The sequence below is a fragment of the Achromobacter sp. ACM05 genome, from assembly GCF_019218915.1.
GTDB classification, from domain to species: Bacteria; Pseudomonadota; Gammaproteobacteria; order Burkholderiales; family Burkholderiaceae_B; genus Achromobacter; species Achromobacter animicus.
Map to the genome: position 1 here is coordinate 25,991 of NZ_JAHUWQ010000002.1, position 26,528 is coordinate 52,518.

The window sequence follows — 26,528 nt, forward strand, 5'->3', positions numbered from 1 at the left end:
GTGCCGCTAGTGCATCCAGCGTGCGGGTACGGTGATCAGTTCGGGGAAGATCACCAGCAGGACCAGCAGCAGCGTGTAGGCCACAACGTAGCGCCACACCCCTCTGCAGATGGTTTCCATATTGATGCGGGCCACGCCGCAAACCACGTTGAGCACCGTGCCCACCGGGGGCGTCAGCAGGCCGACGCTGCCGACCATGACGAACATGACGCCGAAGTAGACGGGGTCGATCCCTGCCTTGATGACGACGGGCATGAGTACGGGCCCGAGGATCAGGATGGTCGGCGTCAGATCCATCACCGTGCCGACCAGCGTCAGCAGGATCAGCAGCGCGAACATCAGCATCTTTGGCTGATCCATGACCGGCTCAAGCAATGCGATCAGGTCCTGCGGCAGATCCGCCAGCGTGATCATGTAGGACGAGACCATGGCGGCCGCCACCAGAAACATGACCACGGCGGTGGTGCGCGCCGCGTTGATGAAGAGCGGTCCCAGGTCGCGCCAGCCGATTTCGCGATAGACGAAGAGGCTGACCAGCAGCGCGTACACGGCAGCGACGACGGCCGCCTCCGTGGGCGTGAAGATGCCGCCCCGCAGGCCGCCGATGATGATGACCGGCAGAAAGAGCGCCCACAGCGATCCGCGCAGCGCCTTAAGGCGATTGCTCCAGGGCTCACGCGGCGCGGGCTTGATGCTGCCGTGCTTGCGCGCCACCCAGGCCCACACCGCCACCAGCGTCAGCCCCATCATGAGGCCCGGTGCGATGCCGGCGAAGAACAGCTTGGTGATCGACACGTTGGTGGCGACCCCGAAGATGATGAACGAGATCGACGGCGGGATGATGGGCGCGATGATGCCGCCGGCCGCGATCAGGCCCGACGCCTGGCCGGCCTCATAGCCCTTTTCGCGCAGCATCGGGATGAGCAGTGATCCCAGCGCCGCGGCGTCAGCCACGGCCGAGCCCGACAGGGACGCCAGCAGCACGCTGGCGAAAATGGCCACATATCCCAGGCCGCCCTGGATGTGGCCCACGAACGTGTTGGCCAGATGCACGATGCGCCGCGAGATGCCGCCGGCGTTCATCAGTTCGCCGGCCAGCATGAAAAGCGGCACCGCCATCAGCGTGAAGCTGTTGGCGCCGGACAGCATGTTCTGGGCGAGGAGCTGGGTGTCGTAGAAGTCCAGCTGGAACATCATGACGATCGCGCTGATGATGAGCGCGAAGGCGATCGGCATGCCCAGGGCGATCAGCCCCAGCAGCACGACTAGGAAGACGGTCAGGATCATTGCGGATATCCGGGCAGGTGATTGGGGGCGGGGAGGGGCGGGTTCACACCGCCGGGTCTTCCGGACTGGACTCCGCCGGCAGCGGGCCGCCCGCAATCACGCGGACCAGGTCGATGAGGGTCAGGATGCCCATCGCCACGGCGGCATACAGGCCGGCTGCGTTAAAGACGGCCAGCGGCATGCCGGTGACCGGCAGCACGGTGTCCATGCCGATCACCGTCTGGACCCAGCCGCCTTCAGCCATCAGCCACAGCACCCACAGGATCATCAGCTGGCAGGCAATGTGCGACACGCGGCGCGCGCCCGGGCCGAAGCGTTCCACCATCATGGTGACCCCGATGTGCTGGTGTTCGCGCAGCGCGATCACCGCGCCCAGGAAGATCATCCAGACAAAGGCCAGGCGCGAGACCTCGTCGGACACGTTGATGCCGGAGTTGAAGAGATAGCGCAGCGCCACGTTGCCGAACAGCAGCACGACCATCACGATCAGACAGGCCACCATCAGCCAGGTCTGCAGCACAAAACACCAGTCCGCGGCGCGGGCCAGCGGTGACCGGCCGGGACGCGACGGCCCCGGCCGCCCCAGTGGGGAAGCTTGCATGGTTGTCTCCTCTCCGTTTTTCCGGAGTTTTCTAATCATTTGATGCGGATCATGTTAGCGCTAACATTTTTGCTTTGGCAAGCCTCTTTTTTTCCGTCAGACTACGCGCTTGCATTCACCGCGAGGGTCCATGTCCATCCGCAAACCCCGAAGCTCGCGCGCCGGCCGCGTCACCATGCAGGACGTCGCGCGGCGCGTCGGCGTCAGCGCCATCACGGTCTCGCGGGCGCTGCGCACGCCGGACAAGGTGGGGGAAGACCTGCGCCAGCACATCGCGCGGGTGTGCCATGAGCTTGGCTACGTGCCTAACCACGCCGCCAGCGCGCTTGCATCGGCGCGGTCGCAGACCATCGTGGTGCTGATTCCGTCGCTGAGCAACGTGGTCTTCGTGGACATCATCACGGGCATCAAGGACGTGCTGGACCAGCACGGCTACCACATGCTGATCGGCGTCACGGGCTACTCGCCGGACGAAGAAGAGGCGTTGCTGCGCAAGTACCTGCAGCATTCGCCCGACGGGTTGGTGCTGACCGGCATCGATCACAATCCGGGCGTCTGGGAACTGCTGCGCGCGCAGGCGATTCCCACGGTGCACACGATCGAAACGCTGGAAGGCAACGACGACATGAGCGTCGGGTTCTCGCAATTCGACTCGGGCTACGCGGCCGGCCGTCATCTGGTGGAACGCGGCTACCGCCGCATCGGCATCATCGGCGCGCAGTTGGATCCCCGGTCGCTGCGCCGTTGCGAGGGGTGCCGGCAGGCGCTACGCGATGCAGGCTTGTATGACGCGGCGCTGGAAATCATGACGCCGGAGAAATCGTCGATCAGCCTGGGGGCCGCGCTGATGCAGGACCTGCATACGCGTCATCCCGACTGCGACGCCGTGTTCTTCTGCAACGACGACCTGGCGCAGGGCGCGGTGTTCCAATGCGGCCGCGATGGGTTGCAGGTGCCGGCGCAGATGGCGATCGTCGGATTTCATGACCTGGCGGGCACGGCCTGGACCACGCCGCCGCTGTCCACCATCGCCACGCCGCGCTATCAGATCGGGCTATCTGCCGCGCGATTGCTCATGCAGCATCTGGCGGGCGAACCCGTGCCCGAGCGGCACGTGGATCTGGGTTTCGAACTGGTCCAGCGCGAAACCAGCTAGCCGCCGTCCAGCATCGCCATCAAGCCGATGATCAGCGCCTGCATGCCCTGATCCAGTTCCACTTCCATCTCGGATTCTTCCGCCGTGCGCGCGGCGTCGACAACCGGCTCCAGCCCGGCAACCGAATACACCGTGTCCGCTACCGCAAGGCCGTGAAACGCCACGGTCGCCAGCAGGATGCGCGATTGTTCCTTTGAGATGCCATAGGCGTCGGCGATGTGGCGCTGATGCCCGTCGATCTTCGCCAGCATGGACGGCGTCGCGGCCAGCCGCCGGATGACGTAGGGCGTCACGCCCGGATGCGCCTTGACGAACTCGCGCACGGATGTCGCGAACACCGTCAGGTAGTCCTTGAGATCGCCGCGATCGTGGCTACAGGCCTGCGGAATCTGCCACCGATTGAAGATCTCCTCGGCGACCAGGCGCTTGAGCTCTTCCAGGCTGGGCACGTGCTTGTACAGCGCCATGTGGCTGACGCCCAGCGCCGCTGCGACGCCGACGAACGTGATGTTGGGCAGGCCCACGGCGATGCCGGCATCGGCGATCCGCTCGCGGGTGATGGTGGGAGGGCGTCCCCGTGCGGGGCGGCGCTCTGGCGGCTGCATGTCTGATCCCTGGTGTTGGCGTCGGCGATCCCGCACTTTAACCCGTCCCGCAATTATTTAGTTTATTGCTATGCAACTATTTCAAGATTTAGTTTATAGTGATGCAAATAATTATCAACTTCGTCCTGGTACTTCGTTCATGAGCACTTCCGGAGCCGCGCCGGCCCACGCTAAACACCCCGGCCCGCTCAGCCTGGTGTTGACCCCGATTCGCGGGCAACTCATTGCCGCAGCCGCGCTTGCCGCAGTTGGCACCATGCTCACGCTGACGCCGCTCGCCGCCATCGCACACATTGCTCGCCTCATCCTGGAAGGTCCCGAACCAACGGCTCCCGAGCTTTGGTGGACTGTCGCCGCTGCCGTTGCGAGCCTGTTCACGGGCATGGCGCTGGTGTCGGCTGCCGAACTGACCGCCCACCTGGCCGACAACCGGATCACGCATCATCTGCGCCTGGCCGGCGCGAGGCGGTTGGCGCAAGTGCCGCTGGGCTGGTTCACGGAGCGGGCCTCCGGCGAGGTCAAACAGGCATTGCAGGACGACATGGCGACGCTGCACAGCCTCACCGCGCATTTCTTCACGGCGGTGGGACGCGCCGGCGGCGCCATCGCGGCGTCGGCGGTCTACCTGTTTGCGCAGGACTGGCGCCTTGCCATCGCGGCGCTGCTGCCGTTCCCGGGCTTCTTCCTCTTTCTGCGCCGGGCCATGAAGGCCGGCAGCGCGAACATGCCGGTGTTCATGGAACGCCTTGGCCGCCTCAACGGCGCGACCGTCGAATTCGTCAATGGCATACCCGTGGTCAAGGCGTTTGGCGATGCCGGCAAGGCGCATCGCGGCTACCGGGACGCGGTGGACGGCTTTGCCGCGGCTTTTGCCGACTTCACCCGGCCATTGGTCGCCGCGATGGCGCGGGCCCACGCGCTGATCGCGCCGGTCACGGCCCTGGGCGTGGTGCTGGGCGCGGGCGCGCTGTTCGTGGCGCTGGACTGGATGGCGCCGGTGGACGTGCTGCCTTTCGCATTGGTGGCGCCGGGCATCTGCGCGCCGATGCTGTTGCTGCACACGCTGTTGCACGATCTGGGCAGCGCCACGGGCGCGGCGCAACGGGTGCTGGCGCTGATGAATACCCCCGTCCTCGAAATGCCGCCGGCGGGGTGCGGACAACTGCCCGAAGGCCACGAAGTCCGGTTTGAAGACGTGGGCTACCGCTACGGCGATGGTCATGAGGCCGTGTCCGGCATCACGTTCACGCTGGCGCCCGGCACCGTGACCGCCATTGTCGGCCCGTCCGGCGCCGGCAAATCCACGCTCGCCCGCCTGCTGGTGCGCTTCTTCGACCCGGCGCAAGGGCGCATCACACTCGGCGGCGCAGACCTGCGCCAGATCGAGAGCGCGCAGCTCTACCGGCGCATCGGCTTCGTGCTGCAGGAGGTGCGGCTGATCCACGCCAGCGTGCGCGACAACATTGCGCTGGGCCGGCCGGGCGCCACCCAGCAAGAGATCGAAGCTGCCGCGCGGGCCGCCAACATCCACGAACGCATCCTGGCCCTGCCGCGCGGCTACGACGCCGTGATCGGCGAAGACGCGCAGCTCTCGGGCGGCGAACGCCAGCGCGTGAGCATCGCGCGCGCCGTCCTGCTGGATCCGCCCGTGCTGGTGTTGGACGAGGCCACGGCCGCAGCCGATGCCGGCAACGAAGCGGCCGTCCAGGAGGCGCTGTCGCGCTTTGCGCGGGGTCGCACGCTGCTGGTGATCGCGCACCGGCTGGACACGGTGGTTCATGCCGATCACATCCTGGTGCTGGAAGACGGGCGTATCACTGAACATGGACGGCACGACGCGCTGCTGGCGCAAGGCGGCTGCTATGCGCGGCTGTGGGCGCAGGACGGTCATGCGATGGCGACGGCGCAAGAGGAGCCGGCATGCTGACGACCCTTGTGCGCCTGCTTGGCAACGACGTTGCTTTCCTGCGCCGCTACGGGTGGCTGGCTGCCGCCTACGGGCTGGCCTGCGGGCTGACCATGGCGGCCACGGCGCCGCTGCTTACGCATCTGCTGGCCAGCGACACGCGGCAGGCCGCTGCGTGGCTGGCTGCGCTGCTCGCCGGGGTGGTGTGCTGCGCGGCGCTACGCCTGCCGGTCGAACGGGCCGGCGTGCGTGTGGGCGTCGCCATCCTGCAGGCCGGCCGGCATCGGTTGGGCGACCACGTGGCGCGCCTGCCTGTCGGCTGGTTCACGCCGCAGAACACCGCGCGTCTCAGCCATGTCGTCACGCAGGGCATGATGACGGTGGCCCAATTGCCCGCGCACGTCTTCACGCCGCTCATCGCGGGCGTGGCCGCGCCCCTCGTGCTGGTGGCGGCGCTGTTCGCGCAGCATTGGCTGCTGGGACTGATCGCACTGACGGCGCTGCCGCTGCTGGCGGGCGTGCTGGCGCTGACCGCGCGGCTGGCGGGGCGCGCCGACGCCGCGTTTCATCGGCGCTTTGCCGAAACCAGCCAGCGCGTGGTGGAGTTTGCGCAGGCGCAGTCGGTGCTGCGCGCCTTCAGCGCGGAAGGCGGCGGCATGCGGCACATCGAGCAATCCCTCGACGCGCAGCGCCGATCGGGCACGCGCCTGATCTGGCGGTCGGCGGCCGCGGCCGTCCTCAATGTCTGGGCGGTCCAGGCCGTCTTTGCCGCCCTGCTGATCGCGGCGGCCCTGTGGCTCAACGGACTGCTCGCCGCCGGCGTCGCTACCGGGCAATTGGTGGCCGCCGTTGTCGCGATGCTGCTGGCGGTGCGCTACATCGACGGCTTGCTCGAGGTTGCCGGCTATGGCGAGGTGCTGCGCGGCGCGCGCGCCCAGCTTGATGAGATCGACGCGCTTTTTGCGGCGGCGCCCTTGCCGGAGCCCGCCGCACCGCAGACGCCGCGCGACGCGTCCATCGAATTGCGCGACGTGCGCTTTCGCTACGCGCAGGACACGCCCGACGTGCTGCACGGCCTGAACCTGCGCATCGCGCCCGGCAGCATGGTCGCCCTGATCGGCGCTTCGGGGTCCGGCAAGACCACGCTGGTGCGGCTGATCGCGCGATTCTTCGACGTGACGCAAGGCAGCGTGCACATCGGCGGCGTCGACGTGCGGCAGATCGCCAGCACGCAACTGGCCGGCCACATCAGCCAGATATTCCAGGACACCTATCTCTTTACCGGCACCATTGCCGACAACATCCGTGCCGGCCGGCCGGGCAGCGATGATGCCGATGTCCTGCAAGCCGCGCGGGAAGCGGGCGTGGACGAGATTGCCGCCCGCCTGCCGCAAGGCATGGACACACCGGTGGGCGAGGGCGGCGCGCGGCTGTCGGGCGGCGAGCGCCAGCGCATCGCCATCGCCCGCGCGCTGATCAGCAACGCGCCCATCCTGCTGGTGGACGAGGCCACCGCGGCGCTGGACGCGGGCAATCAGGCCGTCATCGCCGGCACGCTGGCGCGCCTGCGCGGCAAGCGGACGCTGGTGGTCATTGCGCATCAGTTGTCGACGGTGGCGATGGCTGATGAGATCGCGGTGGTGGAGGACGGCCGGATCGTCGAAGCGGGCGCGCCGGCGGCGCTGCGCGCGAGCGGCGGACGGTACGCGCAATTCCTGACGCAGCGCGAGGCCGCCAAGGGTTGGCGCATCGCCGGAGACCGCGTCTGATGCGTGCCGGGCTGTTGGTGCTGTTCGTCGTGCTGTGCGGCGCGTCCCTCCTGGTCGGGGCGCGGCAGTTGGCCTGGACGCAGCTGTTTACGTTATCCGGCGACGCGTGGCTGACGCTGACCGCCAGCCGCCTGCCGCGGCTGGCCGCTCTGGTGCTGACGGGCGTCGGCCTGTCGGTGTGCGGCGTGATCCTGCAGCACATCGTGCGCAACAAGTTCGTCGAACCCGCCACCTGCGGCGGGCTGGACGCCGCCAAGCTGGGCATCCTGGTTGCGCTGACGGTGGCGCCGTCGATGGGGCCGGGCGGGCGGATGGCGTTTGCGCTGGCATTCTGCTTTGCAGCCAGCCTGGCCTTCGTCATGATCGTGCGCCGCATCCGGTTCAAGAACACGGTGCTGGTGCCCGTGATGGGGCTGATGTTCGGCGGTGTGCTGAGCGCGCTGGCCGAATTCCATGCCTATCGCAACAACATCCTGCAAAGCATGCAGGGCTGGCTGCTGGGCGACTTCTCCAAGATCGTGCAGGGCAATTACGAGATCATCTATCTCATCCTGCCGATTGTCGTGCTGACGTACCTGTATGCGCACCGCTTCACGGTGGCCGGCATGGGCGAGGACATGGCCGCAAGCCTGGGGCTGAATTATCCGGCCACCGTCGCGCTGGGCCTGATGCTGGTGGCGGTCACGGTGTCGGCCACGGTCATCACGGTGGGCGCGATTCCGTTCGTGGGTTTGGTGGTGCCCAATCTGGTCGCGCTCCACTATGGCGACAACCTGGGCCGCACGCTGCCCGTCGTCGCCTTGGGCGGCGCGTCGCTGCTGCTGGTCTGCGACATCCTGGGGCGTGTGCTGATCTATCCGTTCGAAGTGCCCATTGGCCTGACGGCGGGGGGCGTGGGCGGCGTCCTGTTCCTGGCGCTGATTCTCTGGAAGCACCGATGATGCGCGCAGCTTCCCGGAACGCGGTCTGGATGGCGGTCATCGCGTTGGCCGTGGTGTTCCTGTTTTTCCGGTCGGGCCTGGACTTCGACTACGTCATCCCCAAACGCCTCGCGCGGCTGGCGGCCATGGTGATCGGCGGCGTCTGCATCGCGTGGTCGTCGATCGTGTTCCAGACCCTGACCGGCAACCGGATCCTCACGCCCGCCATCATGGGCTACGAGGCGGTGTACCTGCTGCTGCAGTCCGTGTTGATCCTGGCGCTGGGCACGCAAAGCCTGGTGCTGCTGGGGCCGAACGGCAACTTCCTGTTCTCGGTCCTGGTGATGCTGGCGTATTCGTGGATTCTGCATCGCTGGCTGTTCCGCCGCGGCAGGCAGAACGTGTATTTCCTGCTGCTGGTGGGGCTGGTGCTGACCATGGTGATCGGCACCTTCACGCAGTTCGTGCAACTGAAGACCAGTCCGGGCGAGTTCTCAATCCTGCTGGGATTTACCCAAGCCTCGTTCGGCAAGGCCGAGCCGGCGCAGTTGCTGGCATCCGCCGCCGTTGTTGCCGCGGTATGCCTGGCCGGACGCAGGCAATTGCCGACGCTGGACGTCCTGTCGCTGGGGCGTGACCAGGCCATGTCGCTGGGTGTTGACCATCCGCGCGCCGTGCAACTGCATCTGGCCTTGATCGCGGTGCTGGTTGCCGTTTCCACCAGCCTGTTGGGACCCACGGCGTTCATGGGCATCTTCGTGGCCAACACCGCGTATGCGCTGGCGCGCACACGCCGGCACCGCGTCACATTGCCCACCGGCTGCGCCATCGCCGTCGGCATGTTCATCCTGGCCCAGCTCGCGGTCGAGCACATCTTCAACTACAAGACCACCGTCGGCATCCTGGTCAACCTGGTCTGCGGCGGCTGGTTTCTCGCGCTGATGGCGCGCACGCGGGGCACCGCATGATCACGACCAGAAATCTTTGCAAAATCCATGGCGCGAAAGCCGTCCTGCGCGACGTGAGCCTGCAGTTCCCCGAAGGCAAGCTGACATCGCTCGTCGGCCCGAACGGCGCGGGCAAGACCACGCTCCTGATGATGATGGCGCGGTTGATGGAACCGACGCAGGGCGACGTCTTCATCGGCGACCGCAACGTGGCGGACATGCGCCGCGCCGATTACGCGCGGCGCGTCGCCACTTTGCGCCAGTCTCCCGACTTCAACCTGCGGCTCACGGTGGAAGACCTGGTGGCATTCGGGCGCTTTCCCTACAGCCGCGGCGCCTTGACGCCGCAGGACATGCAGGCGATCGACGAGGCCATCACGTTTCTATCGCTGGAGCCGCTGCGCCGCGCCTACCTGGACGAGCTGAGCGGCGGCCAGCGGCAGATGGCATTCATGGCCATGACCATCGCGCAGCAGACCGATTGCCTGCTGCTGGACGAGCCGCTAAACAACCTGGACATCCGGCACGCAGTCCAGATCATGCGTGCGCTGCGCCGCCTGTGCGACGACCACGGCCGCACCGTGATCCTGGTCGTGCACGACATCAACTTCGCGGCCAGCTATTCGGACCATGTCGTCGCGCTGAAGGGCGGGGTGGTGCATTGCGCGGGCGCGGTGCATGAGGTCATGACCGAAGACCGGCTGCGCGAACTGTATGGACTGGATTTCGAGATCACGCAGGGCGATCGCGGTCGCCTGTGCAACTACTTCAATCCCCCTGGAGAACTGAAATGATCCTGTCGCACTGGCCGAGGGCGCTGCTGCTAGCCGCGGCATTGGCCGCAACAGCGGCGATGCACGGCTGCGGGCAAGCCATGGACACTCCCAAGGCCGCGGCAGCAACGGCCGCCGCGGCACCCGCGGATGCGCCGTCGCAGAATGCTTATGTCCCGATCACCGTCAAACACAAGCTGGGCGAGACCGTGATCGACCGGCTGCCGCAGCGCGTGGTGGCCCTGGACATGAACGAAGTCGATTTTCTGGACGAGCTGGGCGTCCCCGTCGTGGGCATGCCCAAGGACTTCGTGCCGCACTTCCTGGCCCGCTACCGCGACGCGCCCGACGTGCAGGACATGGGCGCCATCGTCCAGCCGAATCTGGAGCGCGTGCACGCGGCAAAGCCGGATCTCATCCTGATCACCTCGCTGCAGGCGAACCACTACAAGGAGCTGAGCCAGATCGCGCCCACCATCCACTTCGACGTGGACTACCGCGACAGTCAGGCCGACCACATCGAGATCGTGAAGGACCATCTGCTGACGCTGGGACGAATTTTCGGCAAGGAGGACCTTGCCCGCAGGACGGCGGCCGATCTGGACGCCAAGGTTGAAGCGGCCCGCGCGCTCATCCGCGACCGCCCGGAAACGGCGCTCGTCGTGCTGCACAACAACGGCGCCTTCAGTTCGTTCGGCGTGCATTCCCGTTACGGCTTCATCTTCAAGGCGCTGGGCGTGAAACCGGCCAGTCCCTTGGCCGATGGCGGCCTGCATGGCCAGCCGATCTCCAGCGAATTCATCCAGCAGGCGAACCCGGGCATCGTCTACGTGGTCGACCGCACGGCCGTGATGGAACGCCGGCCGGCCCTGAACGCCGAGACGCTGGGCAACCCGCTGCTGCGTCAGACGGCCGCGTGGCAAGACGGCCGCGTGGTCTTTGCCGACGCCGAAGCCTGGTATGTCACTGCCGCCAGCGTGAAGTCGCTGCATCTCATGATCGACGAAGTCATGAGGCCTTACCGGAACTGATTTCTCAAGGCGCCCCGCGCGTCATTGCCGATCCAAACGTAAATGATTCCCAGTCGCCCGGATTGCCGGGCGATCCCAGCTCAACTGAACGGAGCATTCCATGAGCAAACGTCGCCATAGCGGCCGCGTCGCACGTCCTTCGCCGCTAGCCGGGCAGGCAAAGCCCGCCTTTTCCTTGAACCCTCTCGTCGCCGCCGTGTTCGGCCTTACGCTGGGCGCCGCGGTTGCGACGCCGGCGTGGGCGCAGCAGGAGGCGGGTGTGAAGACCCTGCCCACGGTGACCGTCACGGGCCAGGCCGATGCGCAGGAAGCGCCGTCAACGCCCTACGCCGGTGGCCAGGTCACGTACGGCGGCCGTGTGGGCTTTCTGGGCGACAAGGACTTCATGGACACGCCGTTCTCCGTCATCAACTACACGGAAAAGTACATCGAGGACCTGCAGGCCAAGGACATCACCGATGTCATCGCCCGCACGGACCCGTCGGTGTTCAGCAACGGCGTGTCGGGCGCGTGGAGCGAAAACTACTCGATCCGCGGCTTCTCGTCCGCCACCACCGACATGACGTTCAACGGGCTGGCCGGCATGGCGCCTTACTACCGGACGTCTCCCGAGATGTTCGAGCGGATCGAGGTCTTGAAGGGCCCGTCCGCCTTGCTGAACGGCATGCCTCCCGGCGGTTCGGTCGGCGGCACGGTCAACCTGGTGTCCAAGCGCGCCGGCGCCGAGCCGCTGACGCGCCTGACCGCCACCTACATGTCGGACGCGCAGTTCGGCGGGCACCTGGACATGGGGCGGCGCTTCGGCGAGAACCAGCAGTTCGGCATCCGGTTCAACGGCATGTACCGCAACGGCGACGGTCCCGTCGACGATCAGAAAAAGCGCGCGCAACTGGCGTCGCTGGGCCTGGACTGGCGCGGCGAGCGGGTCCGCATCTCCGCCGATCTGTACGACACCGATGAGCGCATCGATGGCGTGACGCGCGGCATCAACCTGGCGCCCGGCATCGGCGTGCCCAAGCCGCCCAAACCCGAAACCCTGTTGAACCCGGATTGGGCCTATGTGAAGAACCAGGATCGCGGCGCCATGATCCGCGGCGAATTCGACGTCACCGACAAGCTGATGGCGTACGCGGCCATCGGCACCAGCCGTTCCGAATACACCTACAGCGGCGCCATGTCGGCGCAGGTGTTCAACGATGCCGGCGACTTTCGCACGTCGATGGGGCAGTTGAACATGGAGGTGGACAAGACCTCCGGCGACGCGGGCCTGCGCGGCAAACTGCAGACCGGCGCGATCAAGCATCAGTGGGTGCTGAACGCCACGTACTACTCCGATGATCAACACGATTACGGCCGCCGCTCGGTGCCCGGCGCGGACTGGGTCACCAACATCTACAATCCCGTCTGGGGTCCGGCGCCCGCCGGCGTTTTTCCCCCCATCATGCACAGCAAGACGCGCATGATCAGCTATGGCCTGGCCGACACCTTGTCCTTTGCGGAGGACCGCGTGCAGCTGACGCTGGGCGCGCGCCGCCAGGAGGTCCGCACCGACAGCTTCAGCGTCGCCACCGGCGCGCGCACCAGCCGCTATGACGCCCACGCCACGACGCCCGCCGCCGCGCTGCTCGTCAAGGCGACGGACAACATTTCCGTGTACGCGAACTACATCGAGGGCCTCTCCAAGGGTCAGTCCGCGCCCGCCACCGCGGCCAACGCAGGCGAGCTGTTTGCGCCCTTCAAGACCAAGCAGAAGGAGATCGGCCTGAAGGTCGACCTGGGCGACTTCACCCATACGCTGGCGCTGTTTGAAATCGAGCGCCCCAGCAGCTACACCGATCCGGTCACAAACGTGTTCTCGTTCGGCGGCGAGCAGCGCAACCAGGGCGTGGAATGGGGCTTCTTCGGCGAACCGCTGCGTGGCGTGCGCCTGATCGGCGGCGTCGCCTATATCGATCCCAAGGTGACGAAAGCGGCCGTCGCGGCCAATGAGGGCAAGCAGGCCACCGGCATCCCGAGGTTACAGGGCAAACTTGGCGTGGAATGGGACGTGCCGGCGGTGCAGGGGCTGACGTTGACGGCCAACGCAACCTCGGTGTCCAAGCAGTACATCAGCGCGGACAACTCGCTGTCGGTGGGCGGGCGCACCACGTACGACATCGGCGCGCGCTACGCCACGAAGGTGGCGGACCGCCGGGTGGTGCTGCGCGCCGCCATCAACAATCTGACGAACAAGGCCTATTGGGGCATGCCGCAGCTCTCCAGCCTGGCGCTGGGCGCGCCGCGCACGTTCATGCTGTCGGCGTCGATGGACTTCTAAGGGGGCGCAGCGCCAGAAACACCCCGGCCGCCATGATGAGCCCCATGCCCGCCAGCGCCAGCGCGTCTGGCGGGCGCTGGAACCAGAACGTGCTGAAGCCCAGCGCCAGCAGCAACTGGAAGTAGTTCAGCGGCGCGAGCGTCGCGGCCGGGACGCGCTGGAAGGCGGCGATCAGCAGGATCTGCGCCAGTCCGCTGCATGCGCCCAACGCAAGAATGATGGCGGTGTCCGCCGGTCCCGGCCAGGGATCGGGCAGGAAGAAGGGCGCCGGCAGCGCCGTCACGATGAGGCAGATGAACGCGGTGTACGCATACTGCACCGGCCCCGGCACCTTGTTCGACAGCTTGCGCGTCAGCACCTGGAAGATCGCGTAACTGACGGCGGACACCGCCATCAGCAACGTGCCCAGCAGAGGCAGGTCGCCGCCGGGCCGCACGATCAGCAGCATGCCGCCAAACCCCGCAGCCACGGCGCCCCATTGCGCCGCGCGGACGCGTTCGCCCAGCATCCAGGGCGACAGCGCCACCATGATGAGCGGGGCCGTGAAGTAGATGGCGGTGGCTTCGGACAGCGGCATCCAGATCAGCGCGGTCATGAAGCAAGTGGCCACCGTGGCCAGCATGACGCCGCGCAGGACCAGCAGCGGCTTTTCCGGCGCGTCGCGCAGGCGCAGGCCGCGCCCATGGCGCCACAGCATGCCCATCGCCAGCGTCACCACCGCCAGGTAGCGCATCACGTTCAGGAAGGGCGCGGGGTAGCGTTCCAGCAACTGCTTGGCGCCCGCGTCGAAGGTGGCGAAGGCCACCAGCGCCGCAAAGAACAGCAGGATGCCGGTCTGGCGCGCGGGCGTTGATCCGGTCAGGGCGCTCATCCGGCGCACGTGCTCATGCACGCCTTTGCGCACCCCCGCGCATGGTCACTTGCCGCCACGGTCGAATCCTTCAAGAAACGCGTCCAGCGCCGGTCCGATCGCCTCGACCATGTAGCCGCCTTCCTGCACCACCACGGTCGGCACGCCCAGGCCGGCGACGCGCGCGCCGATGTCGCGGTAGGCGTCGATGTCCAACCGGAGCACGCTGATGGGATCGTCCTTGTACGTGTCGAACCCCAGCGGCAGAACCAGCGCCTCGGGCGCATAGCCCGCCAAGGCGTCCAGCGCCGTGTCCAGCGCCTGCAGGAATTCCGTGTTGCCGCAGCCGTGCGCCAGCGGCAGGTTCAGGTTGTAGCCTTCGCCCGCGCCGTGGCCGCGTTCGTGCGCGTAGCCGGTGTAGAAGGGGTAATAGCCCGCCGGGTCGGCATGAAGCGACACCGTCATCACATCCGGCCGCTGGTAGAAGATGTTCTGCGTGCCGTCGCCGTGGTGCGCGTCCACGTCCAGCACCGCCACCTTGGACCACGTCTGCAGGAGCCGGCTGGCCGCGGCGGCGCTGCTGTTCAGGTAACAGAAGCCGCCCGCGCGATCGCGATGGGCGTGGTGGCCGGACGGCCGGCACAGCGCGTACGCTACCCCGCCACCGCCCGCCACATGATCCGCTGCCGCCAGCGCGCTATGGGTGGACCGCAGCGCCGAACGCCACGTCTGCGGCCCGATGGGGCAGGACAGGTCGCTCAGGTAGTACCCGGTCTGCGCCACGATGGACGGCGAGGGGCAGGGGCCGCGCCCGGCGGTATCGATGCGGCCGTTGTAGTACGGCGAGAGATTCGGCAGAACCTCCGGCCCGGGATCGACCCCCGGCGCCTTCAACGCCTGCCAGCGCGCAAAGGCCGTTTCCAGATAATCCAGGTAATCCGCGCTGTGGACGTGTTCGAGCGGCTTGCGTCCATAGTCGGCCGGCGCTTCGACCTTGATGCCGCGGGCGGCCAGCGCCTGCTGCAGGTTCTCGGCGCGCGACGGCAGGTCGGTCGGGGCGCTGATGCGGCCCAGCCGCATGAATTGGCGGGGCGAATGCAGCAACTGTTCTTCGGAAAAAAAGGCCTTCATGGATATCCTCGCTCAGACCGTCCGGGTCAATGCCAGATGCGCGGGGCTCATGCCCGCTTCAGTTCGATCTCGACGAACACGAATTCCGTGTCGCTGGGATTGATGACGTTGTGCTCCACGCCGACCGGCCGGTAGTACGCCACGCCGGTGGTGAGCTGGCTGGTGACCTGGCCGGTGGGGGTGTCCAGCAGCAGCGGGCCGGTGGTCTGCGGCACCACCACGTAGTTCATGCCATGGCGGTGCCAGCCCGTCTCGCCACCCGGCGGGAAGCGCCACTCGGTGACGGTGACCTGCTCGTTGTCGATCTGCAAGGTGGGGATTGCGGCGGGGCGTTGCATAAGCGGTTCTCCTGAATGGCGATGACGGAATGGCGGTCAGGCGGCCTGCGCCTTGGTCGGGTCCCAATGCTGGCCCGGCACCGCGGCGATCAGCTGGCGCGTGTACGCATGCTGCGGGTTGTCGAAGATCTGGGCGGGCGACCCGTACTCGACCACCTTGCCGCGATGCATGACCAGCACCGAATTGCAGATCTGCGCCGCTACGCGCAGGTCGTGGGTGATGAACACCAGCGCAATCTTCAGCCGCTGCTGCAGGTCGTGCAGCAGTTGCAGCACCTGCGCCTGGACCGACACGTCCAGCGCGGACACCGATTCGTCGGCCACCAGCACCTTGGGTTCCAGCGCCAGGGCGCGCGCGATGCCGATGCGTTGGCGCTGTCCGCCCGAAAACTGGTTGGGATAGCGATCGAAGGCAGACGGATCCATGCCCACCAGCGACAGCAGTTCGCGCGCCCGGGCTTCGGCCTGCGCGCGCGTCACGCCGTTGGCGACCGGGCCGTCGCTGATGATGCGGCCCACGGTGTGCCGGGGGTTGAGCGAGGCAAACGGGTCCTGGAAGATCATCTGGATTTCGTGCCGCATCGGCCGAAAGCGGGACTCGGGCAGCGTGGCGATGTCCTGCCCGTTGAACAGCAACTGGCCGCCATTGATGCCGACAAGCTTGAGCAGGCATTTGCCGATCGTGGACTTGCCGGACCCCGATTCGCCCACGATGCCCAGCGTCTCGCCGCGCCGCACGGCAAAGCTCACGCCGTCCACCGCGCGCACCTCGCGCTTGTTGCCCAGCCAGCCGTGGCCGATCACGTAGGTCTTCTTCAGGTCCTTCACTTCCAGCACCGGTCTGTCGTCCGCGATCCCGGCGCGCTCCTCGCCGCGCCGGTGAGGCACCGCCGCGATCAGGCGCTGGGTATACGGATGGCGCGGACGGTTGAGCACTTCGTCGGCAGGGCCTTGTTCCACCAGAATGCCTTTCTCCATGACGGCCACGCGATGGGCGATCTCGGCCACCACGCCGAAGTCGTGCGTGACGAACATCACGCCCATGCCTTTCTCTTTCTGGATCCGCGCGATCAGCGCCAGGATCTGCGCCTGCGTCGTCACGTCCAGCGCGGTCGTGGGCTCGTCCGCGATCAGCAGCGCGGGTTCCAGCGCCAGCGCCATCGCGATCATGACGCGCTGGCGCTGTCCGCCTGACAGCCGGAATGGGTAGACGTGATAGAGCGTCGCCGGGTCCGGCAGGCCCACGAATTCCAGCAGTTCCAGCGTGCGCTTCAGGCGCTCGGCGCCTGGGTAGGCGTCATGCACGCGCATCACCTCGCTGATCTGCTCGCCCACCGTCATCAGCGGGTTCAGGGCCGACAGCGGCTCCTGGAAGATCATCGCCATGTCCTTGCCGCGCATTGCCTGAAGCGCCGGCTCGTCCAGCTGCAGCAGGTCCTGGCCGCGGAACAGGATGCGGCCCTGCTGCGGCGTCAGGTAGTCGGGCAGCAGTCCCATGATGGCGTTGGCGCTCATGGACTTGCCCGATCCGGATTCGCCGACGATGCACAGGATTTCCCCGGCGCGGATGTCGTACGAGATGTCCTGTACGGCATAGGGGCGGTCGCCGCCCTTGGGCAGCGCGATGGTCAGGTTCTGGATGGATAGCAGCGGCGTCGATTCTGGGGTTGGATTCATGCCGGCCTCCTATTCGCCGCGCTTGCGCAATTGCGGGTTGAGGGCGTCGTTCAGGCCTTCGCCGATCAGGTTGATGGCCAGCACGGTCAGCAAAATGGCGACGCCCGGCCACACGCTCATCCACCAGGCTTCGCGGATCATCGTGCGCGCCGCGCCGATCATGAAGCCCCAGCTCATCAGGTTGCGGTCGCCCAGGCCCAGGAAAGACAGCGACGATTCCGTCAGGATGGCGGTCGCCACCATGAACGAGGCCGACACGATGATGGGCGACATGGCATTGGGCAGGATCTGCGTGCCCACGATGCGCGCCGGCGTCTGGCCAATCACGATGGCCGCCTGCACGAATTCGCGCTGCTTGAGCGTCATGAACTCCGACCGCACCAGCCGCGCGGCCGGCGGCCAGGACACCACGGCGATCGCGCCCATGATCGAATACACCGACGGACTCAAAATGGCGACCAGCACCACGGCCATCGCCAGTTGCGGAATGGTCTGGAAGAATTCGGTGAAACGCATCAGCGCGTCGTCTACGCGGCCCCCGCAATAGCCGGCCACCGACCCCACCAGGATGCCGAACAGGAGCGCCACGGCGGTCGACAGCAAACCGACCATCAGCGACACGCGCGCGCCCCACACCAGGCCGGCCGTGATGTCGCGGCCCAGCATGTCCGTGCCGAACGGATAGTCCGCATTGGTGAACGGCGGGATCAGCGGATCGGCCACCATCATCCATGGCGATTCCTCGTACAGCAGCGGCGCCGCCAGAGCCACGGCCACCACGATCAGCATGATGACCAGGCCGGCCACCGCCCCGTAATTGCGCATGTAACGTTGGGCGAATGACTTCATGCGGAGGCTCCTTGCTGCGCACCCGCGCCGATGCGCGGATCGATCAGGCGGTACAGCACGTCGGTCAACAGGTTGAAGACGACGACCATGATGGACGTGACCAGGAAGATGCCCAGCAGAAGCTGGTAGTCGCGTTGCAGCAGGGCGTCAAACATCAGGCGTCCGATGCCGGGCCACGCGAAGACGGTTTCGGTCAGCACCGCGCCGCCCGCCATCTGCCCAAGTTGGATGCCGGCAAACGTGATGACCGGCAGCAGCGCGTTGCGCAGCACGTGCGCGCGGATCACACGGCTGGGGCTCACGCCCTTGGCGCGGGCCGTTTTCACAAAGTCCATGCCGATCACTTCCAGCATCGACGCGCGGGTCAGGCGCACATAGACGGCCATGAAGAAGCAGCCCAGCGTCACGGTCGGCAGGATGAGGTGCAGGGCGATGTCGCCCGCGCGCGCCCAGCCGGTCAGGTTGGCGCCCACGGTTTCCATGCCGAACGCCGGCAGCCAGCCCAGCACCACCGAAAACAGCAGAATGCCCATCAGCGACAGCCAGAAGAGCGGCGTGGCGTACAGGAGCAGGGCCCCGGTCATCACCGAGCTATCGATCCAGCGGCGCTTGTTGCGGTAGCGCGCCTTGGCCGCCTCCACGCCCAGCAGCACGCCCAGCACGATGGAAAACACGAACGCGCACGACATCAAGAGGAACGTGGCGGGCAGGCGCTCGACGATCAGGTCCAGCACCGGCACGTGGTTTCGGTACGAAAAACCCAGGTCCAGCTGCACCACGCCCTTCAGATAAAGCAGGAGCTGCGTCAGGATCGGCTTGTCCAGCCCGAAAGCGACACGCAGCTGGTCCACGTAGGCGGCATCGCCCGCGCCGGCCTGGCCGGCGAGCACGGCGGCGGGGTCGCCGGGCGCCAGCCGTATCAGGAAGAAATTGATGATCACCACGCCCAGCACCACCACCAGGGCCTTGCCGATGCGGGAAAGCAGGAAAGACAGGAATCTCATGCTCGGGTCCTTTCAGGACGGGCTTTGCCGGCGGCAAGCGGGCCCATCGCGCAGCGGGGCGCCGCCGCGGGTCAAACCCACGGCGGCGCATCGGCAGCGCTTACTTCTTCTCGATGTAGACGTCGTCGAACGACTCGTTCAGACCGATGGCGGTCTTGACCAGGTTCTTGACGTTGGCGCGAGACAGGGTGGGGAACTCCATGTCGACCAGGAATCCGTTGGCCACCTCGTTGACGAGGGTCGTCTGGATCTTGGTGTAGAGCTCCTGGCGCTTGGCCGGATCGACCTCGGAGGCGGCGGCCTCCCACAGCTTGTCGGTCTCGGGATTGCTGTATCCCTGCACGTTGGCAAAGGGCGATCCCTTGACGATGTTCGACGAGATGTACAGCCGCTGCACGCCCAGCGCGGGGTCGCCGTACTGGTAGGTGAAGGTGGTGGTCAGGTCGAAGTCCCAGTTGCCGGTGCGGCTGGCCCAGCCGCCCGCGTCGGTCGATTCCACATTCACCTTGAAGCCAAGCTGTTCCAGCGCCTGCTTGGTGTATTCACCCAGGCGGTCCCAGGTCGAGCCATACGGAAAGCTCAACTGGCGGATCGTGTAGTCGCCCGGCTTGATGCCTGATTCCTTGATCAGCGCGCGCGCCTTCTTCATGTCGAACGGCATCGGCGGCATGTTCTTGTCGTAGAACATCTCGGTCGTCACGAACGGGCTGGTCGACACCTTGCCCAGGCCGAAGAAGATGTTGTTGACCACCATGTTGCGGTTCATGGCCGCCATCACCGCCTGGCGCACCTTCAGGTTGTCGAAGGGCGGCTTGCGCATGTTGAAGATCAGGTAGGCCTGCGGCGAGAACATCTCCCAGCCCGCGGTGGTGTATTCCACGTTGGGCAGGCCGCGCAGGCGCTTGATGTCGACGTTGTCCACGTCGCCGCCGCGCAGCACGTCCACGCTGCCGCGCTCAAAGGCCACGGCGCGCGAGGCCGCATCCGGAATCACGTTGAACACCAGCTCATCCAGATAGGGCTTGCCCGGCTTCCAGTAGTCGGGATTGCGCGCCAGCTTGATGTATTCGCCGCGCTTCCATTCCTTGAAGACGAACGGGCCGGTGCCCACGGGCTTCTGGTTGGCGGGGTTGGTCATGTAGTCCGTGCCGGCGTACAGATGCTTGGGCATCATCGGCGCAAAGCCGGGTTCGAACATCAGCATGAAGGCCGGGAACGGCGTCTTCAGCTTGATGACCACGGTCTTGGCATCCGGCGCCGTCACGGAATCGACGAACTTGTTCAGGATGACGCGGGCACGCGCATGGGTCTTGGGCAGCATCTCCGCCAGCGAGAACACCACGTCTTCGGACGTGAACGGTTTGCCGTCATGCCACTTCACGTTGTCCTGCAGATGGAAGGTGTAGGTCAGCCCGTCAGCGGCGGCTTCCCAGGACTTCGCCAGGCCAGGTTGCGGCTTCAAGTCGGTGGAGTAGGTCAGCAGGCTTTCGTAGATCTTGCCTGCAACGAATTGCGTTGGCCCCTGCTGATTGATGGCCGTCACGATGACCGGCGGTTCGGGCTGCACGATCATGTTCAGCGTGCCGCCTTTGGTCTGGGCGAACGCCTGCGTGGCGGGCAGCGCGGCCGCAAGGACCAATGCGCCGATGCTAAGGGAAAACCAGTTTTTCGATTTCACTGCGAGCCTCCGGGCTGGAAAGGGTCGGACAGGCGGCCGCCTGGACGCGGCGATAGCCGTGCCGAATCAAGCAAACCTCATGCCACCTGCGTTTCTCGGGTACTTCGGGTGGAGCTGCTGCAACAATGCTTCGTTCAGGTGCTGGTTAAGGCGCCGCGCACCAATGCGGAGAATTCAATGGTGCTTCGCCAGGGCGGCGAGGGCGGCGCGGTCGTCGGCTGCGGTGCGGTGAGTGTCCGGCTGCAAGTTTTTTCCCCTTTGCATTCTTGTTGGACGAATCAGGCGTGCTGGCTACGGCTTGGGCAAATCATTCAGGGCGCTGACTGGCGCTATTGGCCCGCGCCACCATGGCGTCGAGCAAGACGTTGCACCCGGCCTCCAGATGCTCGGGCCGTGCGTCTTCGATTTCGTTGTGGCTGATGCCGTCCTTGCACGGCACGAAGATCATGGCGGTGGGCGCGACGGCGGCCATGTAGACGGCATCGTGTCCGGCGCCGGTGACGATGTTCATCGCGGGCAGACCACGGTTCGCGGCGCCCTTGCGCACCTTGTCGACCAGATCCGGATCGAACGGCGTCGGCGGGAAGTACTGCACATCCTTCACCTCGACACGCACGCCATGCGCGACGGCGATGTCGTCGCAGACGCGCCGCCAATCCTGGTCCATGCGGTCCAGCGTCGCCTCGTCTTCGTGGCGCAGGTCGGTGGTGAAACGCACCTGGCCCGGGATCACGTTGCGCGATCCCGGAAAGGCGTGGATCTCGCCCACCGTGCCGCGTCCATGCGGCTGATGGGTGTTGGCGATGTTCACGACCGCCTGGAGCAGGAAGCTCGTGGCAAAAAGCGCGTCGCGGCGGATTGCCATCGGTGTCGGACCGGCGTGCATTTCCATGCCGGTCACCGTGACGTCGTACCAGCGCAGCCCCAGCGACCCCGTCACCACGCCGACGGTCTTTTCCTCGTGCTCAAGGATCGGGCCCTGCTCGATATGCGCCTCGAAATAGGCGTCGACGGGGCGGCCGCCCACGGGATCGGCGCCCGCGTACCCGATGGCGGCAAGCTCGTCGCGCACGCTGATGCCCTGCGCGTCGCGGGCCGACAGCGCGGTTTCCAGCGGGAATTTGCCGGCGAATACGCCCGATCCCATCATGACCGGCACAAAGCGCGAGCCTTCCTCGTTGGTCCAGATGGCCACTTCCAGCGGGGCGTCGGTCTGCACGCCCGCGTCGTTCAGGGTGCGGATGACTTCAAGCCCGGCCAGCACGCCATAACAGCCGTCGAACTTGCCGCCGGTGGGCTGCGTGTCGATGTGACTGCCCGTCATGACGGGCGGCAGGCTGTCGTCGCGGCCCGCGCGCCGGGCAAAGATGTTGCCCACCTGGTCCACGCGCACCGTCATGCCGGCATCGCGCATCCAGCCGGTCACCAGATCGCGCCCCTGGCCATCGAGCGCGGTGAGCGCCAGGCGGCAGTTGCCGCCCTTGGGCGTCGCGCCGATCTGCGCAAGATCCATCAAGGATTGCCACAGCCGGTTGCCGTTGATGGACAGGGTGGGTGTCGTCATAGATCGCCTCGGGGGTTGGAAACGTCGCCAAAGTCCTCGCGCAATCGCGCCAGGATGCCAAGCAGGTGTGCGTGCATGGCGTGGCGCGCCCGCATGGGGTCGCGCGCCACGATCGCAGTCAGGATGCGCTGGTGTTCGGCGTGGGCGACGGCCCACACCTTGGCGTCGACGAAGTAGTCCTGCATCCGGCGGTACACCGAGCTGGACTGGGTCAGGTTCCACAGGTGGCCCACCGCGGCGGCCAGCGCGGCGTTGCCGCAGGCGGCAGCGATCGCGCCGTGGAATTCGCGGTCGTGCCGACCGGGGGAATCCGTCAGGGACATGCCCTCATGGGCTTCGCGGATCGCCGCAAGCTGGGTGGGCGTGGCGTGCTGGGCCGCCATGCCGGCGCATTCGGGTTCGATCAGGAGGCGTGCTTCAAGCAGGTCGAACGGGCCGATGTCGTCGGTGCTCTGCGCCGCACTGGCGTTCGGCCCGGCGCCCCACGCCGCGCCGCCGCCTTCCTTGTCCGCCACGAAAACACCGGTGCCGACGCGGACCTCGACGTAGCCCTCGATTTCAAGTGCGATCAGCGCTTCGCGGATTGACGCGCGGCTGACCTGCAATTGTTCGGCCAGGTCCCGCTCTGACGGCAACCGCCGGCCGCGCGGAAAGTCGCCGGCCCGGATGCGTCCCGCGATCTGGTCGGCGATCATGCGATACAGACGAGTGACAGCGACGGCTTGAAAGGTGCTCATCGGGCGGTCTGCGCAAAGGGTTGGCCTGGTGGTCAGGCCACCAATATAGGCACCTCGCCCTTGAAACAAAAGGGGAAACCGCCGCTTTCAGGGAAAACGATGTGAGGGAATCCACTGCTGTTCGTCTGGTGGTCAGGCCAGTTGGAGGTTATTTGGCCTGAGTTCGACGCATGTCTACTGCCCGTCGTCGTCCGGTTCAGGCGTTTGCGTAAACGCCCGAACCAGGCGGGCGATGCCGTCGAGTTCGTCATGGGCGCCCACCACCCATTCCGGCTTGCCGAACGGGCTGTCGGCCGGCGTGTTGTCCAGATTGGCCTTCAGGTCGCCCAGGAGTTCCAGCGCCATGTCGGTGGCCTGGGGACTGCTGCGGGTCGACAGGGCGATCGCAATCGCCAGCGCTTGGCGCATGGCCAGCAGGCGGCCTTCCAGTTCGGTTTCCATTGATTGATCCTTGTTTGCTGCGGGAATCTCGCGGCGGGAGTCTGGGGCGGGAATCGGGCTGCGCGATTCTCGGCATGCACGTCTTGCCCGGTGAGTCGCGGCATTTTACGGGGCAGGGCGGCGCAGCAGGATGGCGCTCGCTCGCCGTGGCAAAGCTTGCCCCGCGGCAGACGCGGTGCTCGCCGTTTGCGCAAGATCAAAGTGTCGGGGGGCGGGCAGGCGAATAATCCGGGTTATGCAAGCCGCTCTACGCCCTCAATCTTCGGAATCGCCGGCGCCCGCCACCGCCGAGCCGTTTTTTCCACCCCAACTGCTGGCCCGGTTGGACAAGAACGGGCCGCGATACACCTCGTATCCTACGGCAGACCGTTATCACGGAAGCTTCGGCGAGCAAGACTACCGCCTCGCCCTGCAGCAGCGGCGCGCAACCAGCCCGGCCGAGCCACTGTCGCTCTACGTGCACATTCCGTTCTGTGAATCGGTCTGTTATTACTGCGCCTGTAACAAGGTGGTGACCCGCCACCACGACCGCGCCGCCCGCTATCTGGATGCGCTGTCCAGCGAAATCGCGCTGCATGTGCAGGAACTGGGCCCGGGCGTGCCGGTATCGCAACTGCATTTCGGGGGCGGCACCCCCACGTTCCTGTCCAACGAGGAACTGGCGCGGCTGATGGGCGATCTGCGCGGCGCCTTCCGCTTTGAGCCCGATGCCGAAATTTCCGTCGAAGTCGATCCTCGCACCGCTACCCCCGAGCGCCTGGCCTTCCTGCAGCAACTGGGCTTCAACCGCTTGAGCTTCGGCGTCCAGGATTTCGACGAACGCGTACAGGTCGCGGTGCACCGGGTCCAATCGTACGAAGACGTCGCCGCGCTGATGCATAGCGCGCGGGCTTTGGGCTATGCGTCGGTCAACGTGGACCTTATCTATGGGCTGCCGCTGCAAACCACCGAATCCTTCGCCCGCACCATCGAGCAGGTCATCTCGCTGCGTCCCGACCGCATCGCACTCTATGCCTACGCGCATCTGCCCGAACGTTTCAAGCCGCAGCGCCGCATTCAAGAAGCCGACCTGCCGGACCGCGCCACGCGGGTCGGCCTGCTCAGCTCCGCCATCCAGGGCTTTCTGAAGCAGGGCTACACGTATATCGGCATGGACCATTTCGCGTTGAACACCGACGCACTGGCCATTGCCAAGCAACGCGGCGAGCTTCACCGCAATTTCCAGGGTTACAGCACACAGCCGGATCGCGACCTCATCGCGCTGGGCGTGTCGGCCATCGGACGCATCGGCGACACCTACAGCCAGAACGCGAAGATCCTCGACGAATACTACGCGGCCATCGAATCCGGAAGGTTCGCCGTCGAACGCGGCCTGGCCCTTAGCCCCGACGATCTGGTCCGCCGCGAAATCATCATGGACATCATGTGCCAGGGCCGCGTGGACTTCGCCCGCATCGAGGCCAAGCATGGCCTGCAATTCGGCGACTACTTCAGCCGCGAGCTCTCGCAGGTGGCCAGCCTGGCCGAACTGGGCCTGGTGAATCTGCACCTGGGCGAATTGCGGGTCACCGGCCTGGGCTGGTACTTCGTGCGGGCCGTGGCCATGGCCTTTGACAAATACCTGCGATCGGCCATTCCCACCGCCACGTACTCCCGCATCATCTGAACTCTCGCGCGGCCAACCGGCCGCGCGTTTCATTCGGCAAACTTGTCGCGCAAGTACAGCGCCAGCGACAAATCATCCGACAGCCCCAGCTTGCGCATGGCGCGGCGCTTGTGGGTGCTGACTGTCTTCTTGCTGCGCACCAGCCTGCGGGCAATCTGCGTCACGGACAGGCCCTGCCTGATGTGGCGCAGCACCTCCACTTCCGACGTCGTCAGCAGCGCATGCGGCGCCGTCGGCTCCATGCTGCAGATCTGTCCGTCTTCGACCGTCAGGAACGGCGTATTGGCCTCGACCACGCCGCGGATCATGTCCGGCAGCAGGACCAGACCCCATTGTTTTGCCAGGTAACCGGCGGCGCCGGCCCGGAAGGCGGCGTACTCGGTCTCTTGGCGATTGCCAGCCGAAAAGGTGATGACCGCCATGTTGGGGTGATAGCGGCGCACCCGCCGCAGGTAGTTGACGCCATCGAAGGGTTCCAGGGGCAGATAGAAGTCGATCAGCGCGACGTCGCACGGCTGCTTGGCCAGTTTCTCCAGCAAGGAGCGCGCGGAGGTCTCGCGGTGCACTACGTGAAACCCAGGGCGGCTTTCCAGAAAGGCGCCAATGCCCAGCGCGACGACGGGATGGTCGTCCAGGACCGCGACCCGGATCACCGGCGGCGGCCGCGACAGCAGCAGGTGCTTGCGGGCCTCTAAGCCGTCCGCCGGCGCGATAAGCGGGCCGTGAAGCGAGCCGCCGGTCATCTGGCTTGCAGTCTCTGAAACGCGATTCATCGTTGCTCCACGATCGGATGGGGGTCCAGGGCAATCCGCGCGGCCACGACGCGGCGGTCGCTGGCGCATTTCCGTGCGCGGCCCTGAAATTCGTGGGCAGATTACGTGTTCGGCGCGCGTTTGAGTTACCAAACGGGCCAAAATCAGACCGATCCGTCGGCACTAAACATCTCGCTGAGTCCCCGGTGCGCTCCCTGCAATCCTCCGTGGCGTTTTCGCCACGGAAAGCCCGCAAACGGTGCTACAATCGGCAACGATCCATGCAGCTATTTCGGCTGCATTTGTTTTGCTGCACCTTGATTCGCGCCCCGCAGTGCGCGCACCAACAGGCCCCAACATGTTTTTCCCGCCCGCACGAACTACGACCCGGAACTTTCGCCCCATGTCGCGTTAGTTTTTTCGTGCGTCGGGTTTCACCGTGTCAGGTCAGCGGTAGGACTCATCAAGACAATCAAATGAACGCGGCTACCAGGCCGCGTTTTTCGTTTCTGTTTTCGTTTTTCAGTTC

The 26,528-nt window shown here is 66.1% G+C and carries 23 protein-coding genes; 9 read left to right on the forward strand and 14 right to left on the reverse strand.

Annotation, left to right across the window (positions count from 1 at the left end; all coding sequences use genetic code 11):
* Positions 1–6: 6 nt before the first annotated feature.
* Positions 7–1,287: a TRAP transporter large permease gene (locus KW836_RS10980; RefSeq protein ID WP_218343330.1), complete on the reverse strand. Its 1,281-nt coding sequence runs from the start codon at positions 1,285–1,287 to the stop codon at positions 7–9.
* Positions 1,288–1,330: 43 nt separating this feature from the next.
* Positions 1,331–1,888 (reverse strand): TRAP transporter small permease, encoded by a 558-nt coding sequence (locus KW836_RS10985; protein WP_175138561.1) that lies wholly within the window; start codon positions 1,886–1,888, stop codon positions 1,331–1,333.
* A 130-nt stretch (positions 1,889–2,018) separates the two neighbouring features.
* Between KW836_RS10985 and KW836_RS10990 the strand changes: the two genes are divergently transcribed.
* Positions 2,019–3,044 (forward strand): LacI family DNA-binding transcriptional regulator, encoded by a 1,026-nt coding sequence (locus KW836_RS10990; protein WP_218343331.1) that lies wholly within the window; start codon positions 2,019–2,021, stop codon positions 3,042–3,044.
* On the opposite strand, the gene KW836_RS10995 is transcribed toward KW836_RS10990, so the two are convergent.
* Positions 3,041–3,649, reverse strand: coding sequence for a TetR/AcrR family transcriptional regulator (locus KW836_RS10995; RefSeq protein WP_175138560.1), 609 nt, complete (start codon positions 3,647–3,649; stop codon positions 3,041–3,043). The two genes, KW836_RS10990 and KW836_RS10995, sit on opposite strands and share 4 nt — an antisense overlap.
* 139 nt (positions 3,650–3,788) lie before the next feature.
* Between KW836_RS10995 and KW836_RS11000 the strand changes: the two genes are divergently transcribed.
* From KW836_RS11000 to KW836_RS11030, 7 genes are all read left to right on the forward strand, one after another.
* Positions 3,789–5,576: an ABC transporter ATP-binding protein gene (locus KW836_RS11000; RefSeq protein ID WP_218343332.1), complete on the forward strand. Its 1,788-nt coding sequence runs from the start codon at positions 3,789–3,791 to the stop codon at positions 5,574–5,576.
* Positions 5,570–7,324, forward strand: a complete 1,755-nt coding sequence (locus KW836_RS11005; protein ID WP_218343333.1) for an ABC transporter ATP-binding protein — start codon at positions 5,570–5,572, stop codon at positions 7,322–7,324. Before KW836_RS11000 ends, KW836_RS11005 begins: the two co-directional genes overlap by 7 nt.
* Positions 7,324–8,265 (forward strand): ABC transporter permease, encoded by a 942-nt coding sequence (locus KW836_RS11010; protein WP_175124007.1) that lies wholly within the window; start codon positions 7,324–7,326, stop codon positions 8,263–8,265. Before KW836_RS11005 ends, KW836_RS11010 begins: the two co-directional genes overlap by 1 nt.
* Positions 8,265–9,212 (forward strand): iron chelate uptake ABC transporter family permease subunit, encoded by a 948-nt coding sequence (locus KW836_RS11015; protein WP_218344255.1) that lies wholly within the window; start codon positions 8,265–8,267, stop codon positions 9,210–9,212. Before KW836_RS11010 ends, KW836_RS11015 begins: the two co-directional genes overlap by 1 nt.
* Entirely contained in the window at positions 9,209–9,985 is a 777-nt protein-coding gene (locus tag KW836_RS11020; RefSeq protein WP_218343334.1) for an ABC transporter ATP-binding protein, read from the forward strand. Before KW836_RS11015 ends, KW836_RS11020 begins: the two co-directional genes overlap by 4 nt.
* Positions 9,982–10,995 (forward strand): siderophore ABC transporter substrate-binding protein, encoded by a 1,014-nt coding sequence (locus tag KW836_RS11025; protein WP_218343335.1) that lies wholly within the window; start codon positions 9,982–9,984, stop codon positions 10,993–10,995. The genes KW836_RS11020 and KW836_RS11025 overlap by 4 nt, the downstream gene beginning before the upstream one ends.
* Positions 10,996–11,095: 100 nt before the next feature.
* Positions 11,096–13,312, forward strand: coding sequence for a TonB-dependent siderophore receptor (locus KW836_RS11030; RefSeq protein ID WP_218343336.1), 2,217 nt, complete (start codon positions 11,096–11,098; stop codon positions 13,310–13,312).
* Here the strand turns inward: KW836_RS11030 and KW836_RS11035 are convergent.
* The 10 genes from KW836_RS11035 to KW836_RS11080 form a co-directional block, all read right to left on the reverse strand.
* Positions 13,284–14,183 carry a DMT family transporter gene (locus KW836_RS11035; protein WP_175184999.1) on the reverse strand — a complete coding sequence of 300 codons (900 nt, stop codon included), beginning with the start codon at positions 14,181–14,183 and terminating at the stop codon, positions 13,284–13,286. The two genes, KW836_RS11030 and KW836_RS11035, sit on opposite strands and share 29 nt — an antisense overlap.
* 45 nt (positions 14,184–14,228) lie before the next feature.
* Entirely contained in the window at positions 14,229–15,293 is a 1,065-nt protein-coding gene (locus KW836_RS11040) for a histone deacetylase family protein (RefSeq protein WP_218343337.1), read from the reverse strand.
* Positions 15,294–15,340: 47 nt separating this feature from the next.
* Positions 15,341–15,631 (reverse strand): cupin domain-containing protein, encoded by a 291-nt coding sequence (locus KW836_RS11045; protein ID WP_218343338.1) that lies wholly within the window; start codon positions 15,629–15,631, stop codon positions 15,341–15,343.
* A 36-nt stretch (positions 15,632–15,667) separates the two neighbouring features.
* Positions 15,668–17,308: an ABC transporter ATP-binding protein gene (locus tag KW836_RS11050; RefSeq protein WP_218343339.1), complete on the reverse strand. Its 1,641-nt coding sequence runs from the start codon at positions 17,306–17,308 to the stop codon at positions 15,668–15,670.
* A 9-nt stretch (positions 17,309–17,317) separates the two neighbouring features.
* Positions 17,318–18,157 carry an ABC transporter permease gene (locus KW836_RS11055; RefSeq protein WP_056569649.1) on the reverse strand — a complete coding sequence of 280 codons (840 nt, stop codon included), beginning with the start codon at positions 18,155–18,157 and terminating at the stop codon, positions 17,318–17,320.
* Positions 18,154–19,161 carry an ABC transporter permease gene (locus tag KW836_RS11060; RefSeq protein WP_218343340.1) on the reverse strand — a complete coding sequence of 336 codons (1,008 nt, stop codon included), beginning with the start codon at positions 19,159–19,161 and terminating at the stop codon, positions 18,154–18,156. Before KW836_RS11060 ends, KW836_RS11055 begins: the two co-directional genes overlap by 4 nt.
* Before the next feature lie 100 nt (positions 19,162–19,261).
* Positions 19,262–20,839 carry an ABC transporter substrate-binding protein gene (locus tag KW836_RS11065; protein WP_175124014.1) on the reverse strand — a complete coding sequence of 526 codons (1,578 nt, stop codon included), beginning with the start codon at positions 20,837–20,839 and terminating at the stop codon, positions 19,262–19,264.
* A gap of 307 nt (positions 20,840–21,146) precedes the next feature.
* Complete coding sequence (locus tag KW836_RS11070) at positions 21,147–22,403, reverse strand: Zn-dependent hydrolase (RefSeq protein ID WP_218343341.1); 1,257 nt, start codon at positions 22,401–22,403, stop codon at positions 21,147–21,149.
* Positions 22,400–23,140, reverse strand: a complete 741-nt coding sequence (locus KW836_RS11075; RefSeq protein WP_175124016.1) for a FadR/GntR family transcriptional regulator — start codon at positions 23,138–23,140, stop codon at positions 22,400–22,402. Before KW836_RS11075 ends, KW836_RS11070 begins: the two co-directional genes overlap by 4 nt.
* A 174-nt stretch (positions 23,141–23,314) precedes the next feature.
* A complete protein-coding gene (locus KW836_RS11080; protein ID WP_175124017.1) occupies positions 23,315–23,581 on the reverse strand; it encodes a hypothetical protein in 267 nt (88 codons plus the stop codon).
* 235 nt (positions 23,582–23,816) lie between these two features.
* Here KW836_RS11080 and hemN point away from each other — a divergent pair, with 235 nt between their 5' ends.
* A complete protein-coding gene (hemN, locus tag KW836_RS11085) occupies positions 23,817–25,247 on the forward strand; it encodes an oxygen-independent coproporphyrinogen III oxidase (RefSeq protein WP_175124018.1) in 1,431 nt (476 codons plus the stop codon).
* 29 nt (positions 25,248–25,276) lie between these two features.
* On the opposite strand, the gene KW836_RS11090 is transcribed toward hemN, so the two are convergent.
* A complete protein-coding gene (locus KW836_RS11090; protein WP_175124188.1) occupies positions 25,277–25,990 on the reverse strand; it encodes a response regulator transcription factor in 714 nt (237 codons plus the stop codon).
* Positions 25,991–26,528 lie beyond the last annotated feature (538 nt).

What these genes read in the sequence shown, in the direction of transcription:
- KW836_RS11005 (WP_218343333.1), top strand. Translation starts at nt 5,570, where the DNA reads ATGCTGACGACCCTTGTGCGCCTGCTTGGCAACGACGTTGCTTTCCTG.
- KW836_RS11010 (WP_175124007.1), top strand. Translation starts at nt 7,324, where the DNA reads ATGCGTGCCGGGCTGTTGGTGCTGTTCGTCGTGCTGTGCGGCGCGTCC.
- KW836_RS11060 (WP_218343340.1), bottom strand. Translation starts at nt 19,161, where the DNA reads ATGAGATTCCTGTCTTTCCTGCTTTCCCGCATCGGCAAGGCCCTGGTG.
- KW836_RS11030 (WP_218343336.1), top strand. Translation starts at nt 11,096, where the DNA reads ATGAGCAAACGTCGCCATAGCGGCCGCGTCGCACGTCCTTCGCCGCTA.
- KW836_RS10990 (WP_218343331.1), top strand. Translation starts at nt 2,019, where the DNA reads ATGTCCATCCGCAAACCCCGAAGCTCGCGCGCCGGCCGCGTCACCATG.
- hemN (WP_175124018.1), top strand. Translation starts at nt 23,817, where the DNA reads ATGCAAGCCGCTCTACGCCCTCAATCTTCGGAATCGCCGGCGCCCGCC.
- KW836_RS10980 (WP_218343330.1), bottom strand. Translation starts at nt 1,287, where the DNA reads ATGATCCTGACCGTCTTCCTAGTCGTGCTGCTGGGGCTGATCGCCCTG.
- KW836_RS11035 (WP_175184999.1), bottom strand. Translation starts at nt 14,183, where the DNA reads ATGAGCGCCCTGACCGGATCAACGCCCGCGCGCCAGACCGGCATCCTG.
- KW836_RS11050 (WP_218343339.1), bottom strand. Translation starts at nt 17,308, where the DNA reads ATGAATCCAACCCCAGAATCGACGCCGCTGCTATCCATCCAGAACCTG.
- KW836_RS11045 (WP_218343338.1), bottom strand. Translation starts at nt 15,631, where the DNA reads ATGCAACGCCCCGCCGCAATCCCCACCTTGCAGATCGACAACGAGCAG.
- KW836_RS10985 (WP_175138561.1), bottom strand. Translation starts at nt 1,888, where the DNA reads ATGCAAGCTTCCCCACTGGGGCGGCCGGGGCCGTCGCGTCCCGGCCGG.
- KW836_RS11015 (WP_218344255.1), top strand. Translation starts at nt 8,265, where the DNA reads ATGCGCGCAGCTTCCCGGAACGCGGTCTGGATGGCGGTCATCGCGTTG.
- KW836_RS11040 (WP_218343337.1), bottom strand. Translation starts at nt 15,293, where the DNA reads ATGAAGGCCTTTTTTTCCGAAGAACAGTTGCTGCATTCGCCCCGCCAA.
- KW836_RS11070 (WP_218343341.1), bottom strand. Translation starts at nt 22,403, where the DNA reads ATGACGACACCCACCCTGTCCATCAACGGCAACCGGCTGTGGCAATCC.
- KW836_RS11055 (WP_056569649.1), bottom strand. Translation starts at nt 18,157, where the DNA reads ATGAAGTCATTCGCCCAACGTTACATGCGCAATTACGGGGCGGTGGCC.
- KW836_RS11025 (WP_218343335.1), top strand. Translation starts at nt 9,982, where the DNA reads ATGATCCTGTCGCACTGGCCGAGGGCGCTGCTGCTAGCCGCGGCATTG.
- KW836_RS11080 (WP_175124017.1), bottom strand. Translation starts at nt 23,581, where the DNA reads ATGGAAACCGAACTGGAAGGCCGCCTGCTGGCCATGCGCCAAGCGCTG.
- KW836_RS11000 (WP_218343332.1), top strand. Translation starts at nt 3,789, where the DNA reads ATGAGCACTTCCGGAGCCGCGCCGGCCCACGCTAAACACCCCGGCCCG.
- KW836_RS10995 (WP_175138560.1), bottom strand. Translation starts at nt 3,649, where the DNA reads ATGCAGCCGCCAGAGCGCCGCCCCGCACGGGGACGCCCTCCCACCATC.
- KW836_RS11090 (WP_175124188.1), bottom strand. Translation starts at nt 25,990, where the DNA reads ATGACCGGCGGCTCGCTTCACGGCCCGCTTATCGCGCCGGCGGACGGC.
- KW836_RS11075 (WP_175124016.1), bottom strand. Translation starts at nt 23,140, where the DNA reads ATGAGCACCTTTCAAGCCGTCGCTGTCACTCGTCTGTATCGCATGATC.
- KW836_RS11020 (WP_218343334.1), top strand. Translation starts at nt 9,209, where the DNA reads ATGATCACGACCAGAAATCTTTGCAAAATCCATGGCGCGAAAGCCGTC.